The 15,335-nt window shown below is 35.9% G+C and carries 16 protein-coding genes, 1 tRNA gene and 1 pseudogene; 5 read left to right on the forward strand and 13 right to left on the reverse strand.

All coding sequences use genetic code 11. The annotated features are described in order from the left end of the window. Window positions 1-270: 270 nt before the first annotated feature. Window positions 271-2,310: an ATP-binding protein gene (locus GGR10_RS00780; RefSeq protein WP_182479483.1), complete on the reverse strand. Its 2,040-nt coding sequence runs from the start codon at window positions 2,308-2,310 to the stop codon at window positions 271-273. A 955-nt stretch (window positions 2,311-3,265) separates the two neighbouring features. Between GGR10_RS00780 and GGR10_RS06815 the strand changes: the two are divergent. After that, window positions 3,266-3,472: pseudogene (locus tag GGR10_RS06815) on the forward strand (helix-turn-helix transcriptional regulator). A gap of 83 nt (window positions 3,473-3,555) precedes the next feature. On the opposite strand, the gene GGR10_RS00785 reads toward GGR10_RS06815, so the two are convergent. Together GGR10_RS00785 and folE are read right to left on the reverse strand one after the other, a co-directional pair. Further along, window positions 3,556-3,640 (reverse strand) — tRNA-Leu (locus tag GGR10_RS00785). 145 nt (window positions 3,641-3,785) lie between these two features. Beyond that, entirely contained in the window at window positions 3,786-4,406 is a 621-nt protein-coding gene (gene folE / locus GGR10_RS00790; protein WP_182479484.1) for a GTP cyclohydrolase I FolE, read from the reverse strand. Between the two features lie 125 nt (window positions 4,407-4,531). Between folE and GGR10_RS00795 the strand changes: the two genes are divergently transcribed. The 3 genes from GGR10_RS00795 (at window position 4,532) to thrS (ending at window position 7,406) form a co-directional block, all read left to right on the forward strand. After that, the gene (locus tag GGR10_RS00795) at window positions 4,532-4,969 is read left to right on the forward strand and encodes an iron-sulfur cluster assembly scaffold protein (RefSeq protein ID WP_182479485.1); all 438 of its coding nucleotides are present in this window, start codon (window positions 4,532-4,534) and stop codon (window positions 4,967-4,969) included. Continuing rightward, window positions 4,962-5,306: a membrane protein insertion efficiency factor YidD gene (gene yidD / locus GGR10_RS00800; protein WP_182479486.1), complete on the forward strand. Its 345-nt coding sequence runs from the start codon at window positions 4,962-4,964 to the stop codon at window positions 5,304-5,306. The genes GGR10_RS00795 and yidD overlap by 8 nt, the downstream gene beginning before the upstream one ends. Before the next feature lie 120 nt (window positions 5,307-5,426). Beyond that, a complete protein-coding gene (gene thrS / locus GGR10_RS00805) occupies window positions 5,427-7,406 on the forward strand; it encodes a threonine--tRNA ligase (RefSeq protein WP_182479487.1) in 1,980 nt (659 codons plus the stop codon). A gap of 37 nt (window positions 7,407-7,443) precedes the next feature. On the opposite strand, the gene GGR10_RS00810 is transcribed toward thrS, so the two are convergent. From GGR10_RS00810 to GGR10_RS00830, 5 genes are all read right to left on the reverse strand, one after another. Further along, a complete protein-coding gene (locus GGR10_RS00810; protein ID WP_182479488.1) occupies window positions 7,444-7,962 on the reverse strand; it encodes a MerR family transcriptional regulator in 519 nt (172 codons plus the stop codon). A gap of 202 nt (window positions 7,963-8,164) precedes the next feature. Next, window positions 8,165-8,476 (reverse strand): integration host factor subunit alpha, encoded by a 312-nt coding sequence (locus GGR10_RS00815; RefSeq protein ID WP_182479738.1) that lies wholly within the window; start codon window positions 8,474-8,476, stop codon window positions 8,165-8,167. Window positions 8,477-8,552: 76 nt separating this feature from the next. Continuing rightward, window positions 8,553-9,527, reverse strand: coding sequence for a beta-ketoacyl-ACP synthase III (locus tag GGR10_RS00820; RefSeq protein ID WP_182479489.1), 975 nt, complete (start codon window positions 9,525-9,527; stop codon window positions 8,553-8,555). Between the two features lie 93 nt (window positions 9,528-9,620). Then, on the reverse strand, window positions 9,621-10,649 hold the full coding sequence (gene plsX, locus GGR10_RS00825) for a phosphate acyltransferase PlsX (RefSeq protein ID WP_182479490.1): 1,029 nt from the start codon (window positions 10,647-10,649) through the stop codon (window positions 9,621-9,623). A gap of 135 nt (window positions 10,650-10,784) precedes the next feature. Continuing rightward, window positions 10,785-11,342, reverse strand: coding sequence for a YceD family protein (locus GGR10_RS00830; protein ID WP_182479491.1), 558 nt, complete (start codon window positions 11,340-11,342; stop codon window positions 10,785-10,787). Between the two features lie 215 nt (window positions 11,343-11,557). Between GGR10_RS00830 and GGR10_RS00835 the strand changes: the two genes are divergently transcribed. Then, on the forward strand, window positions 11,558-12,031 hold the full coding sequence (locus tag GGR10_RS00835; RefSeq protein ID WP_010703695.1) for an outer membrane protein assembly factor BamE: 474 nt from the start codon (window positions 11,558-11,560) through the stop codon (window positions 12,029-12,031). 71 nt (window positions 12,032-12,102) lie between these two features. Here the strand turns inward: GGR10_RS00835 and nusB are convergent, their stop codons facing one another. The 5 genes from nusB to nrdR all read right to left on the reverse strand — a co-directional run bounded on the left by nusB (window position 12,103) and on the right by nrdR (window position 15,324). Beyond that, the gene (nusB, locus tag GGR10_RS00840) at window positions 12,103-12,579 is read right to left on the reverse strand and encodes a transcription antitermination factor NusB (protein WP_182479492.1); all 477 of its coding nucleotides are present in this window, start codon (window positions 12,577-12,579) and stop codon (window positions 12,103-12,105) included. Between the two features lie 2 nt (window positions 12,580-12,581). Then, window positions 12,582-13,040 (reverse strand): 6,7-dimethyl-8-ribityllumazine synthase, encoded by a 459-nt coding sequence (locus GGR10_RS00845; protein WP_182479493.1) that lies wholly within the window; start codon window positions 13,038-13,040, stop codon window positions 12,582-12,584. 85 nt (window positions 13,041-13,125) lie between these two features. After that, complete coding sequence (locus GGR10_RS00850; RefSeq protein WP_182479494.1) at window positions 13,126-13,743, reverse strand: riboflavin synthase; 618 nt, start codon at window positions 13,741-13,743, stop codon at window positions 13,126-13,128. Continuing rightward, window positions 13,725-14,849 carry a bifunctional diaminohydroxyphosphoribosylaminopyrimidine deaminase/5-amino-6-(5-phosphoribosylamino)uracil reductase RibD gene (ribD, locus tag GGR10_RS00855; RefSeq protein ID WP_182479739.1) on the reverse strand — a complete coding sequence of 375 codons (1,125 nt, stop codon included), beginning with the start codon at window positions 14,847-14,849 and terminating at the stop codon, window positions 13,725-13,727. Before ribD ends, GGR10_RS00850 begins: the two co-directional genes overlap by 19 nt. Then, window positions 14,842-15,324 carry a transcriptional regulator NrdR gene (gene nrdR / locus GGR10_RS00860; protein WP_182479495.1) on the reverse strand — a complete coding sequence of 161 codons (483 nt, stop codon included), beginning with the start codon at window positions 15,322-15,324 and terminating at the stop codon, window positions 14,842-14,844. The genes ribD and nrdR overlap by 8 nt, the downstream gene beginning before the upstream one ends. Window positions 15,325-15,335: the final 11 nt, after the last annotated feature.

Genomic DNA, 15,335 nt, shown 5'->3' on the forward strand with positions numbered 1-15,335 from the left:
ATCCCATTGGGATTCTGCTTATCGAAAAAAAGCCGTTACCGAAACATTATCGTGATCACCATTTAAAAAGGAACTTAAGCAAGTTACTGCGATAGCTACATTAAACCAGATTGATTACTAAATTAATGGAATTGAAGGAGACAAATTAGATCTTATACATACAGGAACACACGCTGATCTTTGCAAAATAACATATGGAAAATAGAAAAGCTCTAACTCTTCATTAACCTCTTTTAAAAATGCGTGAAATGTTGTTAACACTTTTACAAATTAAATCTGTAATTGAGAAATAAATGCCTCATTCCTTGATCTAGCATCTACCAATAAATCATGCCACTCTATTATTTCCACCAATCCTCGATAATCACCCTGTAGATCTTGAATTCTTCCCCGCCCATTAGCTGTTTTTTTCCACGCAGCTGTTTGAGTTTTAAGCTCACCTACTATATCAGCAATAATATAACAATAAAAAACACATTGATCTGAAATTCTTATACTCTTGTTATCAGATATTTTTATACGTTTTCCTTTAAGTCGTTCGAGGTATGTACTTATCTGAGTTATGGGGGAATAGCCCTGTTGATATTGTGTCTTACCTGGCCTTTTAAATTCCACCAACATCAACCTATTGAGATCTGCATCGGAATGTCCTTCAAGCCCTAGAGTATGTAGTTGATCATAACATAAAAAATCAGGACGACTTGTTTCTTCGCTGTCATTTATGAAGCTCTTGAGAGAACGATCTGAAGTGAAATATCTCGTAAATGTTAATCGTTCATCAATAATCCATAAATCATGATTCAAACTTTTTGAAGAATCCGGATCATTTCCCAGAACACCCATCGGACAAATAAGTTCATGCAACGTTTTCTCTAGATGTGGTACGTCTTGACCATTAACATTCTTTTTAACTTCTGTTATTAATCTTTCTAAAATGTTAAGTATAACTTTACGGCGTATAACATACTCCGCTAATTGTCTTCTTTCTCCATCTTTAACTTCTTTTGCAAGTTTAGAAACTTCTTCGGAAAAATTTTCCGTGTTGGCATTACCTTCAGTAATTTTATTGTATATTTTTTCAATTCTAACATTTTGCTCGTTTTCGTTTCTGAGCTTATAAACAGATAGTGCCTTAACAAAATCCTCTGGTGTCTTTGCAAATTTAGGAAGTTTTAGTAATAAATTTTCATAACTATCAAGGTGATAACCAGGATGCGCTCTACAAAACTCTTTCAATCCATTTAAACGTACTTTTTCATATTCTTCATTTTCTGAAGCGAGAGCATTTTTTCTAATACTTTCAACAACAGTACGTAAAATATCTTCTAAGGTTTTATTATTAAAAGAAAAATGAGTCCTTTCTTGATTAACTCTATCATCTAAATACTGACCACTTATGCAACCATGATACACTAGCTTTTCTTTTCCAAATGTTTCAAAACCAAGCAAATTATCTATGCATTCAGTAATAACAGTGCGACCATTTGCAAAAAAATGAAGCTGATTCTTTCCTCTGAAATTACGGCTAGCATCTTCCTTGCAAATAAAATTACGAATTTTAAATAAACCAAACTCTTTGGTTTTAAGTGTAGTCTCTCCCCTATTTTCTACTAAATATTGTTTAGTTTCCTCCGCTAAATCAACAGGTATCAGATCAAAATGAAGATTTATTTTAGGAAGGTGTCCTAAAATTAAATCTGCAAAAAAATGCGCCCCAAGATGATCAATAATTTTTTCATTTGTGCGTGGAAAATACTGTTGGTATGCACCATCTCTTAAGCCTGTAAAAGTAATTTTTGTTCCCGTTATCTCTTGATTAATCAGAGGTATTTTTGAATGATCAAGAATCTGATTGTTCTCTTCTAAACAAAACTTAAAACTTCTCTGGTAAAGCTGATTTTTTTCTAGGAATACACTGTTAACTGATATTTTTTTAAAAGCATCCAACCACAGTAAACGCCCGACCCCTTTTCCTCCTTTTTGTAATTTAAAATCAGTATCTATAGTGCAAAAAGCTCGAAAGTGTTCATTATTCAACCCTACACCATTGTCTTCAATCATAATTACAAGTAATTCATGATTATCTATATCTTTGATTGTTATATCTATGTTACCGTCTTTTTTGTAACTACCTTGCGTAGAATCTTCAAGTGCGTGAATAGCATTACTTACAGCTTCAAAAACAGGCTGCAAAGCTGCTCTTGCATTAGAAGGTTTAGGAAAACGACGAACTCTACCAGCAAGATTTTCTCTCATAGAAAACTGTTCAGTTTTATTCTTTTCTTGTTTTTTAACTGTGACATTTTTCATAATTACTCTTCCCCTCTTTTAAGCCAATAACATTGTTGGATATGTCAACTGAACTCATGTAGCATTAATAATTCGTATTATCATACAGCAAATTTTCAATTTTTTGAAAATCATTGTCTCAAATGTGAGAGGATATTGTTTAGTGCATCCATAAGAAGTGCAAAATCAACAATAAACACAAAACTGATCGGCAGAAGCTATTTTATACAATGAGACATCATCTTCACACCTTGATAGGTAAGTAATAACCTCATGAAGCAATTATTGTTTTGTTTCCGTGAGCTCTGTGTGTTTTTCAGGTTTTGTGAACAGGCTTCCACCCACATAGATTTTGTCCATGCTGATTATGCTTTAAAATGTCTCTTGCTAAGTTTGAACTGATCTCGTTATAATTTTTTGATCAAAATACACTAGCAACTACCCAACACAAGAAGCATCTTCATTTGTTAGATACCTAATCAGAAAGATCAGAGCGTATATCAGCATCATTTTTCTTGTTAATCTCATCTTCTATTTCTAGCCTTGTTGTTGCTGCCTTAAAGATTCCCTCCGTTTATTTGTATTGTTCAATTTTCTTTCCAATCTAACAAACATTCACCAAAATTTCTAAAAGAGCAGCGGATGTATTAAGTATAATCTCAAGATATTTTTTCACACACTGTATTTTACAAATGCAGTTCCAAATGGTTTGCATGAAGCAAAAATAGTGTATTTTTTCAGTTATGACCCCCTACTCAAAGGTAAATTAATTCATATTCATTTAGAGATTCAACGCACTCCGCGCGATGATGAACAGACTAGTGTACATCCATCAATAAAGCTGTCGCAAAAATTTTAAAAAGAAATAAAACAAAAAATACAAATCTTGACACAAGCTGCTTAACCTATAGGAGACTCTTTCGCTTTCATACTCTTAAGCGCCCCCACCCATTTTGTAATAGAAAAATGAAACAATATTAATGATGGCGATAGATATGTCACGACACGTGAATGTGCACAGCTTTCAGCATATCAATAACAAAAATTCGCAATTGGGCAATGCAAGAAGTATTCCCAAAACCATATAAGGCTAGGTAGAACAGTAAGATGGAAAACGAAGCCTTGGCATTTCTGTCAAAGACAATACGCTGTAAATAACAACAATTTAAGTAAAATTGTATAAACCTAAAGGGCGAACTAAAAGATAGGCTAAAATTATTTAATTAAGTGAAAGTCTATATATTTCAACATATTAAATAAACAAAATGGTGCGGTCGAGAAGACTCGAACTTCCACGGGTTGCCCCACAGCGACCTCAACGCTGCGCGTCTACCAATTCCGCCACGACCGCACATGGTAGAGGCCAAATACATTATACTTTGGGGGATTTAACAAATCATAAAGCGCGATACAAGCCCATTTTCGTGTTTTTATAACTTATTTTACTCAACTACCACAGTATATTTTAGACACAAACCGCCAAACTCCGCACTTTATCATAACTGGCGAAGTACCATCATTAAATTAGCCTGCGCAACTTGATCTTCTTTATAAGAGCCATGAAAACTTGTTGTAATTGTTGTAGCTCCTTGCTTTCTTATTCCTCTCATAGCCATGCACATATGTTCAGCTTCAATGACCACTGCAACACCGCGGGGTTTTAAATGTGTTTTTAGAGCATTAGCCACTTGAGCTGTCATGGCTTCTTGTGTTTGCAAACGGCGAGAAAAAATATCTATGACACGTGCAATTTTTGAAAGACCAACAATTTTTGTATCGGGAAGGTAGGCGATATGAGCTTTACCAACAATTGGAAGAACATGATGCTCACAATGTGAATAAAAACTAATATCCTTCATAATTATCGGCTCATTATAACCTGAAACCTCTTCAAAAACTGTTCCTAAAATCTCCTCAACTGATTCATCACAACCAGAAAAAAGTTCACTATACACTTTAGCAACACGTTTGGGAGTATTTAAAAGCCCTTCTCGATCTGGATTTTCCCCTACCCATAACAACAATGTACGGACCGCTGCTTCCACTTCTTCAAAATTAGGACGCTTTTTCTCAGATAGAGAAAGATCTTTAGCGATTCCTTTCATAGGACTATGCATTTAAAAAACTCCAGCTTATTATGTATAAAATAATTTAATATACATTATTTATTTTATAATAATCTTTACGCAAGTGAATTAAAAGCTTGAATAGTGAAAACTCTTAAAATTCCAAGCAACAGCTCATGATGGACAACATTTATAGCGATAAAATTCTTGAATATGCTGCCCATATAAGTAGAATTGGGCGTCTTAATAATCCTGATGCAACGTCAAAAAAACATGCACGTCTTTGCGGATCAACAGTTCTTGTAGATTTAAAAGTAGACAATGATATTGTTATAGATTTTGCTCATGAAGTATATGCATGTGCACTTGGACAGGCTTCATCTTCTATTTTAGCGCATCATATTATTGGCAAAAAAATGCAAGATCTTAAAGCATTACGTGAAACTATCCTTTATATGTTAACAGAAAATGGCCCCCCTCCCCCAGCTCCATTTGAAGCATTTTCCTGTTTGCAACCTATTAAGGATTATAAAGAACGCCATGCTTCAACAATGCTTACCTTTGATGCAGTGGTAGATTGTATTGAACAAATTGAAGAAAAAATAAATGGTTAAATTACAGCCCAAACAAAAAAAAATACAAACTCGCAATTATACAGGTCCTTGGCGAAAAACACTCGGACGATTACTTGGTACTACGTTGATACGTCTTTATCAAATAACACTTTCCAGTTTGATTGGAAATCAATGTCGCCATCTTCCAACTTGCTCAGAATATGCCTATGAAGCGATTGCACGCTATGGTTTGTGGGCGGGTGCATGGATGGGCTTTTTTCGTATCATACGTTGTGGCCCATTTGGAACATATGGTTTTGATCCTGTACCAACTTCTCTTGATTACTCCTATAAACCTTGGCGCTATTGGAAAATTTCTGCTAAACATGATAAATAATTACTTTTCTTTTTTTATGCATATTGATAGAAAATTAATCTACTAACTCTATCTGACTATTGTTAAATTTTCACAAAACCATCCGCAATCGTTGGCGGAATTGGACTAAAGGGGTGTTTCATGTCTGACCTTATTTTTCTTTCTTTTCCTGATGGTTCAAAACGTGATTACCCTTCTGAAATGACAGGTTTAGAATTGGCCGAGTCTATTTCTAAATCACTCGCAAAAAAAGCAGTTGCCTATAGCCTTAACGGAATCATCCGAGACCTTTCAGATCCATTAGAACAATCTGGACAAGTGGAAATTATCACTCGCGACGATCCACGTGCACTTGAATTGATACGCCATGATTGTGCCCACGTTTTAGCTGAAGCAGTACAGGAACTGTTTCCTGAAACACAAGTTACAATTGGCCCCGTTATTGAAAATGGTTTTTATTATGATTTTGCACGTAAACAACCTTTTACGTTAGATGATCTCACCATTATTGAAAAAAAAATGCGTGAAATTATTCAACGAAACAAACCTTTCAGAAAAGAAATTTGGTCTCGTGAAAAAGCTAAGAAAATTTTTTCTGAAAAAAACGAATTGTATAAGGTTGAGATTATTGATGCTATCCCTGAAGATCAAGACGTAAAAGTTTATTATCAAGGAGATTGGTTTGATCTTTGTCGTGGTCCACATATGCAATCTACTGGCCAAATTGGCAATGCCTTCAAACTAATGAAAGTCGCAGGAGCTTATTGGCGTGGGGATGCCAATAATCCTATGTTAACGAGAATTTATGGTACAGCATTTGCTAACGAAAATGACCTAAAAGCCTATCTCCATACGCTAGAAGAAGCAGAAAAACGCGATCATCGCCGCTTAGGGCGTGAAATGGATTTATTTCACTTCCAAGAAGAAAGCCCAGGAATGATTTTCTGGCATCCAAAAGGTTGGAAAATGTTTCAAAATTTAATTAGCTATATGCGTCGCCGCCTTGATGATCATAAATATGACGAAGTTAACGCACCACAAGTTCTAGATAAATCACTTTGGGAAATATCGGGTCATTGGGGATGGTATAAGGAAAATATGTTTCAAACAACCCCAGCCGCTGATGACTGGGATGATCAATGTATTTACGCTCTCAAACCCATGAATTGCCCTGGTCATGTGCAAATTTTTAAACATGGTTTAAAGTCTTATAGAGATTTGCCTATTAGACTTGCTGAGTTTGGTATTGTCCATCGTTATGAACCTTCAGGTTCTCTACACGGTCTTATGCGCGTTCGTAGCTTTACACAAGATGATGCACATATTTTTTGTACAGATGAACAATTAGCTGATGAATGTCTTAATATTAATGATTTAATTTTATCAACTTATGCAGATTTTGGTTTTGAAGAAATTAGTCTTAAATTTTCAACGCGTCCAGAAAAACGTGTCGGTTCTGATGAATTATGGGACCATTGTGAAAATATAATGTTATCTGTTCTTAAAACTATTGAGAAAAAATCAGAAGGACGTATTAAAACAAGCATTCTTCCAGGTGAAGGTGCATTTTATGGACCAAAATTTGAATATACATTGAAAGATGCTATTGGTCGCGAATGGCAATGTGGAACAACACAAGTAGACTTCAATCTACCTGAGCGTTTTGGGGCATTCTATATTGATAAGGATTCAGAAAAACGTCAGCCTGTTATGATTCATAGAGCTATTTTGGGGTCAATGGAACGTTTTCTTGGCATATTAATTGAAAATTTTTCTGGACATATGCCGCTTTGGCTGGCCCCTCAACAGGTCGTTGTCGCACCAATCACATCTGAAGCAAATGAATATGCAGAAAAAATAACGAAAAAACTCAAAGCCATTGGCCTTTCAGCCACAGCAGATCTTCGTAATGAAAAAATTAATTATAAAATACGTGAACATTCTTTACAAAAAGTCCCTGTAATCCTTGTATGCGGTAAACGTGAATCTGAAACAAATAGTGTGAGTATGCGCCGTTTAGGAAGCACGGATCAGACTGTTTTATCTATAGAAGAAGTAATGAAACAACTCTCAAATGAAGCAACTCCCCCAGATTTACGCCGTTTAATAAACATTCAATAATGAAAGTAATTGTGCTAAATCTAGAATTATTGACCGCTTATCGTGCTCTATCAAGCATGCGTTTACATTCAATCAATTCGAAGAGTGTTTCCTGTAATAATGCTTTATCAGTCTTGTCTTGATGGCTTTTTACGGCACCTACAGATTCTTCTTCACCCTTCATAAACCCTAAAAGTCCAAACGCTGCCTTTTTTGACTTAGTTTTAGTGGATTCATTAATTTTGGTAGATTCAGATGTTTGTTCTGCACATTCTTTTTCTATTATAACATTCATGTCACCAAGATCGCTATTACCAAGTGCAATAACAAAAGAAGTGCCATTTTCTTTTAAAAGGCGTTGTACACCCTTTATAGTATAACCTTTTCCATAAAGTAATTGTTTAATACCATTGAGCAAATCAACATCAACAGGACGATAATAACGCCTTCCACCACCACGCTTTAGTGGCTTAATCTGAACAAAACGTGTTTCCCAAAATCTTAACACGTGCTGTGGCAGCCCCAGTAATTCTGCTACTTCGCTAATTGTCCGAAAAGCATCAGGGCTCTTGTCCATTTTGCAATACCTTATTTAAATATTGTACTAATGATTTTATAATAACTGAATAAGTTTAAATTTCTTGCTACGATTGATCAAAAATAGAGATTATCCTCAATTATATTTTAATACAAAATCTGTTACTTAAACAGAAAAAATTACCCATATTAAATTCTTCATCAAACCTCAGATATTTAAAATATCTCTTATTTATATGGATCTACTTCTGCTTTGCACGATGAGCATCTAAAATTCTTTTTTTCAGTATATTCGCAGCTTTAAATGTTACCACACGCCGTGGTGGAATAGGTGCTTCAATACCTGTTTTGGGATTGCGCCCAATTCGTTCACTTTTACTACGAACTTGAAAAGTCGCAAAAGAAGATAATTTAACCACTTCATCCTTTACAAGTGAATTGCAAATCTCATCCAAAATCAACTCAACCAAAGCTGACGATTCAGTATATGACAAGCCCACTTTCTTACAAACCGCACTGGCCAAATCTGCACGTGTTACTGTCTTACCTGTCATCATAACCACCTATTAAAATTTAAAGTTACAAAACGATTTATACGTTTTATTCAAATATGGTCAAGCCGCTAATAATCTACCAACGAACAAGAATCGCCCCCCAGGTAAACCCCCCCCCCATGGCTTCTAACATAATGAGATCTCCTTTTTTAATTCTTCCATCTTGAACAGCAGTTGTTAAAGCTAATGGCACTGATGCCGCAGACGTATTACCATGTTGATCAACAGTCATCACAACTTTATCTAATGTGATCCCTAGCTTTTTAGCCGAGGCTTCAATAATACGCCTATTAGCCTGATGAGGTACAAACCAATCCAACTGAGAAGAATTCATATTAACAGCTGCAAAACAATCATCAATCACATCGGTTATCATACCAACTGCATGTTTAAAAACCTCTCGTCCTTTCATGCGTAAATGACCTGTTGTTTGTGTAGTTGAAGGACCACCATCAACATATAATTTATCTACATATGCACCATTAGAGCGCAATTTTGCAGACAATATACCACTATCAACAATAATATTACCTTCAACTTCTTGCGCTTCCAAAATAGCTGCACCTGCACCATCACCAAATAAAACACATGTCGTACGATCTTGCCAATCTAAAATCCGAGAAAATGTCTCAGATCCAATTACTAAGATTCTTTTTGCTGCTCCACAACGTAAATATACATCTCCTGTTGTCAATGCAAAAATAAAACCAGAACAAACAGCTTGAATATCAAAAGCAAAACCATGCTTCATTCCCAAAGCATGTTGAATTTCAACGGCGGAAGCAGGAAAAGTATGGTTAGGCGTCGAAGTAGCTAAAATAATACAATCAATATCTTCTATTGCCATGCCTGAATTTTCAAGTGCAGCTTGTGCAGCTGCTACCCCTAAAGAAACAGTCGTCTCATTTGTATCAGCAATGTAACGTTGGCGAATTCCTGTACGTTGAACAATCCACGAATCAGATGTCTCAACAAATTTGGTAATCTCATCATTCGATAAACTTTTTTTTGGTAAAGCACTTCCCACACCACATATAACTGATCGAATCATACAGTCCTCACCCTCTCTTAGAATTTTTTATCTCTACTACGAATACCGATCATATTGTTTGCATATTAATTGACAGCTCTACCTTCACCATTTTCAAAGTGTCATTTTATTTTCATGAAAGTGTCGTAAATCTTCAACTATTTTTTTCAAAAGTTCATTATTTACCATTTCATAACCAATGCGAATAGCAGAAGCAAAACCGCCAGCACTAACACCACCATGACTTTTGATAACAATACCATTTAAACCTAAAAGCACACCACCATTAATCCGATCAGGGTCTATTTTCTGTTTCAGCTGACGGAAAGCACCTCGAGACAAAACGTATCCAAGGCGTGAAAAAATAGAACGGCGCATAACACTATTCAAAAGCCCAGCTATTTGCCGTGCAGTTCCTTCTGCAACTTTTAAAGCAATATTACCGGAAAACCCCTCGGTGACAACCACATCGACTACCCCTTTTCCAATATCATTGCCTTCAATAAACCCCTTATATTCTAACCCTTCTAATTGCACTTCACGCAATATTATTCCAGCTTTTTTGATTTCATCCAAGCCTTTTACCTCTTCAACACCTACATTCAAAAGTCCAACGCTTGGTTTTTCAACATTATATAAAGTACGAAACATACCGGCACCCATAACCGCTAAATCAACCAATTGATCAGCAGATGCACCAATTGTTGCACCAATATCCAGCACAATACTCTCCCCACGAAGAGTTGGCCAAATACCAGCAATTCCAGGACGGTTAGATTCTGCCATCATTTTTAAACAAAAATGAGACATTGCCATAAGTGCACCAGTATTGCCAGCAGAAACACAGGCATCAGCCTCGCCATTTTTTACAGCTTCAATTGCATGCCACATTGATGATTTACCGCGTCCAATGCGAAGCGCTTGGCTTGGCTTCTCATCCATACGTGTATAACTTTCTGTGTTATAAAATTGCGATGCTGCAACCAAATGAGGATATTTTTTTAAAATTGGCTTAACAACCTCTTCTATCCCATAAAACAAAAAATGAACATTTGGCAAATGTTTTTGCGCAACTGCTGCCCCCTTAATAGTAACCTCTGGGCCATAATCGCCACCCATGACATCTACAGAAATTCTAATCACACTTGCACATCCTATATTTAAATTCACACCGAAATTTTTCGTTATTTAACAAGTCACAAAAATTATCACTACAACAAGCTTACAGAAATATTGTCTCTTTAACCATATAGCAGGTGTCTTTTACATACTTTATAATCATTTCCATTCTTTCAAAACAGAAAACGGTGATGTTTTTTGTTCAATTTCTTCTGAATTTTTAACTAAACTCATATTCTCATCTTCTTTGCGTGGATAATGATTAATTGATAGTTCAAAAAATTCTTCCATAACTGCACCTATGTCAATTTTATCGCCATAAAAAACTTCTGGTATATCTGGTCCATCTGCATCTAAAAGCAATTCCCTTGTATCCTTTGATACTTTTGGTTTAACCAAATTTGAATCTTCAGGAACAAATGTAATATCAATATTCTCATGAAGAATATTTTCCAATGGCTCCAGTGTAATGACGCATGATTGTACTATATGTGCTTTCAATAAACCTTTTACATATACCCCACGCTTTTTCCACGGTAAAACATGAAACTCTCCTTCACAAGATTTTACTTCAAGTAAATCATGATTCTTGGCTAAATGTGCGCATTCTTGTTGATCTGCACAAATACGAATTTTTACCCCCTTAGCAGACAATGAGCGTACTGACACTGGATAAGTCAGAGCAAACATCATTTGAGAAACATTTTTAACACTCATTGATAACTCCAAAATAAAAAAAATGTAGTATATTGTAACTTCGTTTAATCAACATATTTTATAACTTTTAAAGCAGTTTTCTATAAAATTACTGATTTTATAACAGAAGAAACTCATTGTAAGCTATTGCAGATTATAGAAAATTAAGCTAAAAGTTGGAAAATCGCGGGTCACTTTCTTATCTATACTTATGTGTAAATGGAGATATCATTCAGATGCCTCACTTGGTAAATTTAATCAAACATAAATTATTGATTAGCCTATTTATAGCAAGTATAGCAGCGTTTGCTGGATGCAGTTCAATGCATTCTTTAACTTCAAGTCAAACCTATAAGGAAGGTTATGTTCTTGATCAAAATGCTCTCGATTCTGTTTCTGTTGGATCAAGTCAGGAGCAGGTTCTTTTAGCTCTAGGAACTCCCTCACTAAAAACAAAATATGATAACGAGGTTTTTTACTATATTTCACAGACTCGGTATCGTAAAATGCGGTTTATGAAAACCAAAATTATTGATCGTAAAGTCTTGGCTATTTATTTCAATAGAAATGGTCAGGTCGCAAGGATAGCCAATTATGGTCTACAAGATGGTCAAATATTCGATTTTATCACTCAAACAACACCAACAGGTGGTAGTGATCAGTCTTTTTTAATCCAAGTCGTTAAAGGCCCTGCCAATAGTTCACGTTAATCAATTACCTCTCTGTAGTCTTAACTGAACTAACGTTTATAAAATTCTAATAATACTAGAATTTTATTTTATTATCCTTGCAGGCGAATTTCTTTTGCTATTCTATCAAGAATTGCATTGACAAGTCTTGGCTCATCACCTTCAAAAAACGCTTTTGCTACATCAACATATTCACTTACAATAACGGCAGTGGGTATGTCCTTATGATTCATTAGCTCCCATAAACCTGCACGCAAAATTGCACGTAAAATCGAATCAAGACGTGAAAGTGACCATTCTTCAGAAAGTTTTTGCTGAAGCATAGGATCAAGTTGCTTTTGATTTTGTACAACACCAGCTATAACAGCTCGAAACCATTGAAAATCAGCATCAAGATATTGATCACCATCAATATCTTTTCCTAAACGATAAGCTTTATATTCAACTGCTATTTCCCTAACACCAATGCCAACTATATCCATTTGATATAGCGCCTGAACTGCAGCAAGCCTTGCTACTCCGCGTTTATTAGCCAAATGCGAAGAATGTTTGCTTTTTATATCAGCCATATTTAATGATTATCTCCAAATTTCTTCTTTAGAGCAATCATACATAAAGCAGCTTCAGCAGCAAAACCACCTTTATTCTTTTCACTCTGTTTAGCACGTGCCCATGCTTGTTCTTCATCCTCAACAGTCAAAATACCATTTCCAATCGCTAATTGCCTATGAAGAGTTAAATCCATTAATGCTCGACAAGAATTATCAGCAACAATTTCAAAATGATATGTATCACCCCGAATAACACAACCAAGCGCTACATAACCATCATAGGATACTTTATTGTTTTTTTCAGCAAAAGCTATTGCACCAGGTATTTCTAGTGCCCCTGGAACTGTTACAACATCATAACTTACTTCAGCTTTTTGTAAAACATTCACCGCACCTGCAAGAAGTTCATTTGAAATTTTATCGTAAAAGCGTGCTTCAACAATTAATAAATGCAACTTTTTATGTATTTTTCTTGTCACAACAAAACCCCTATTTAAAACCAATAAAGGACTCAAAGATTACATAACCACCAAATTTCAAAAACAATACAAAAATTTTTTCAGTTCACTTATCTTTCATTTTAAAATTAGAAAGCCTGGCAACATAACGAGCAAGCTGATCAACTTCTAAATTCACTTGGTCCCCCACTTTAGCCTGCCCCCATGTTGTCATTTCAAGCGTATGGCGAATAATAAGAACATCAAAAATATTATTTTCAATACAATTAACGGTTAGAGATGTACCGTTAAGCGCAATAGAGCCTTTTTCTGCAATAAAAGGCGCTAACCGCATTGAAGCTTTTAAATAAAAACGAATTGCATCACCTTCATTTTTTTGATCAACGATCTCAGCCAAACCATCAACGTGACCAGAAACCAAATGCCCACCTATCTCATCACCAAGCCGCAATGAACGCTCCAAATTAACAAAAGTCCCTTTTGTCCATTGAGCAATATTAGTCAAACACAATGCTTCTTTCCATGCTTCTACAACAAAGCAATTAACATTCGCCTGTTTTAGCTCATGTTCAATAACGGTTAGACAAATACCTGAACACGCAATTGATGCACCAATTTCTATAGTCTCTACATCATAATGTGTAGAAATACTTAAGCGTATTCCTTGTTTTAAAGACTGAATGTCTTCAACACAACCGATATCTGTTACAATCCCTGTAAACATAATGTTTTGCGCCTCCATTTGCACAAACGATCATTTCCTAACATTTTCGTCTCAATTTCATTAAATTCTGAAAGATAAGTTGCAAAATGGGGAGCATCAATACGATCTGCACCTAAAATAACTGGTGCATAAAAACATATCAACTGATCCACACAACCAGCATTTAAAAAATTTTCTCCTGTCTTTGCTCCTCCCTCAAGCAAAATACTATTGATTCCACGCTGACAAAGCAGCTGTAAAATAGCAAAAGGCTGCATCAAATGAGCGCTCATTTCTATTGGAAATACACATACACCACACTGTTCTAGTGCCATTTTTTTACTTTTTTCTGCAAAAGTTGTATTACAAATAACCCATGTAGGGATTTTTGTCGCTGTTTGTATAACCTTTGCATCAAATGGAATACGTAAATCTGTGTCTAAAATGATACGTATAGGAGAGCGTATTTCAAGCCCAGGCAAACGGCAACTTAATTGTGGATTATCTGCTAATATAGTACCAATACCAACCATAATAGCATCATTTTGAGCGCGCAAAATATGAGTATATGTATGAGCTTGCGCCCCACTAATTTCCACCCTCCCCTTCTTTTTTATTCCTATACCATTATCTGCAGAAATTGCCATTTTTAAAGTTACTTCACACCGCTGCAGTTTTTTTATGCATAAATAAGCACTTAACGTTTCAAAAGCCTCCCTAGCCAGAACTCCCTCAATGACTTCAATGCCAGCTGCACGTAAAAGAGCAATACCACGACCACAAACCCGTTCATCTGGATCAGTAAGTGCAACAACAACTCGAGAAATACCTGAATCAATAAGTGCATTTACACAAGGTGAAGTTTCACCATAATGTGAACAAGGTTCTAAAGTAACGTAAGCAGTAGCGCCATGGGATAATGGGCCTGCCATTAATAAGGCTTGCATTTCAGCGTGGGGTCTTCCGTGGATAGCTGTTATACCATAGCCGACAATGGATGCCTTTCCATCATCATCTCGGACAATTAGTGCACCAACAGATGGGTTTTGTCCGGTAAGCCCAATGTGACGTTGTGCTAAACGAATGGCTGCGGCCATAAAGCGGTTATCTTGTTCTTTTTTACTCATCAAAATAAGATTTTACATCCGCTACATCTTTTGAAAGTTCGTTTATAATATCATGAAAATCGGTTGCATTACGAAAGTCGCGATACACGGAAGCAAAACGAATATAAGCAATGTCATCAATGCTCTTCAACCATTCCATTACAAGATGCCCAATTTTTTCTGAAGCAATCTCAGGTTCCCCTAAATTCTCAAGCTGGCGTACAATACCTGAAATTGCTTGTTCAATGTGATCAGGGTCAATATTACGCTTACGCACCGCTACATTAACTGATCTTATTAATTTATCACGGTCAAACGGTTCACGCCGACCACTTTTCTTGAAAACTGATAATTCACGTAACTGAATACGCTCAAAGGTCGTAAAACGACCACCACAAACAGAACACACACGTCGACGACGAATTACCGCGCCCTCTTCTGCAGGACGTGAATCCTTAACTTGTGTATCTTCATATTGACAGTAAGGGCAGCGCATCTTTTTCGTGC

Source organism: Bartonella chomelii (assembly GCF_014138465.1).
Classification (GTDB): Bacteria; Pseudomonadota; Alphaproteobacteria; order Rhizobiales; family Rhizobiaceae; genus Bartonella; species Bartonella schoenbuchensis.

Bases quoted from the DNA above. Each gene is read 5' to 3' on its own strand.
- GGR10_RS00780 (WP_182479483.1), bottom strand. From the start codon at position 2,310: ATGAAAAATGTCACAGTTAAAAAACAAGAAAAGAATAAAACTGAACAG.
- folE (WP_182479484.1), bottom strand. From the start codon at position 4,406: ATGCATAGTCCTATGAAAGGAATCGCTAAAGATCTTTCTCTATCTGAG.
- GGR10_RS00795 (WP_182479485.1), top strand. From the start codon at position 4,532: ATGATGGACAACATTTATAGCGATAAAATTCTTGAATATGCTGCCCAT.
- yidD (WP_182479486.1), top strand. From the start codon at position 4,962: ATGGTTAAATTACAGCCCAAACAAAAAAAAATACAAACTCGCAATTAT.
- thrS (WP_182479487.1), top strand. From the start codon at position 5,427: ATGTCTGACCTTATTTTTCTTTCTTTTCCTGATGGTTCAAAACGTGAT.
- GGR10_RS00810 (WP_182479488.1), bottom strand. From the start codon at position 7,962: ATGGACAAGAGCCCTGATGCTTTTCGGACAATTAGCGAAGTAGCAGAA.
- GGR10_RS00815 (WP_182479738.1), bottom strand. From the start codon at position 8,476: ATGACAGGTAAGACAGTAACACGTGCAGATTTGGCCAGTGCGGTTTGT.
- GGR10_RS00820 (WP_182479489.1), bottom strand. From the start codon at position 9,527: ATGATTCGATCAGTTATATGTGGTGTGGGAAGTGCTTTACCAAAAAAA.
- GGR10_RS00830 (WP_182479491.1), bottom strand. From the start codon at position 11,342: ATGAGTGTTAAAAATGTTTCTCAAATGATGTTTGCTCTGACTTATCCA.
- GGR10_RS00835 (WP_010703695.1), top strand. From the start codon at position 11,558: ATGCCTCACTTGGTAAATTTAATCAAACATAAATTATTGATTAGCCTA.
- nusB (WP_182479492.1), bottom strand. From the start codon at position 12,579: ATGGCTGATATAAAAAGCAAACATTCTTCGCATTTGGCTAATAAACGC.
- GGR10_RS00850 (WP_182479494.1), bottom strand. From the start codon at position 13,743: ATGTTTACAGGGATTGTAACAGATATCGGTTGTGTTGAAGACATTCAG.
- ribD (WP_182479739.1), bottom strand. From the start codon at position 14,849: ATGAGTAAAAAAGAACAAGATAACCGCTTTATGGCCGCAGCCATTCGT.
- nrdR (WP_182479495.1), bottom strand. From the start codon at position 15,324: ATGCGCTGCCCTTACTGTCAATATGAAGATACACAAGTTAAGGATTCA.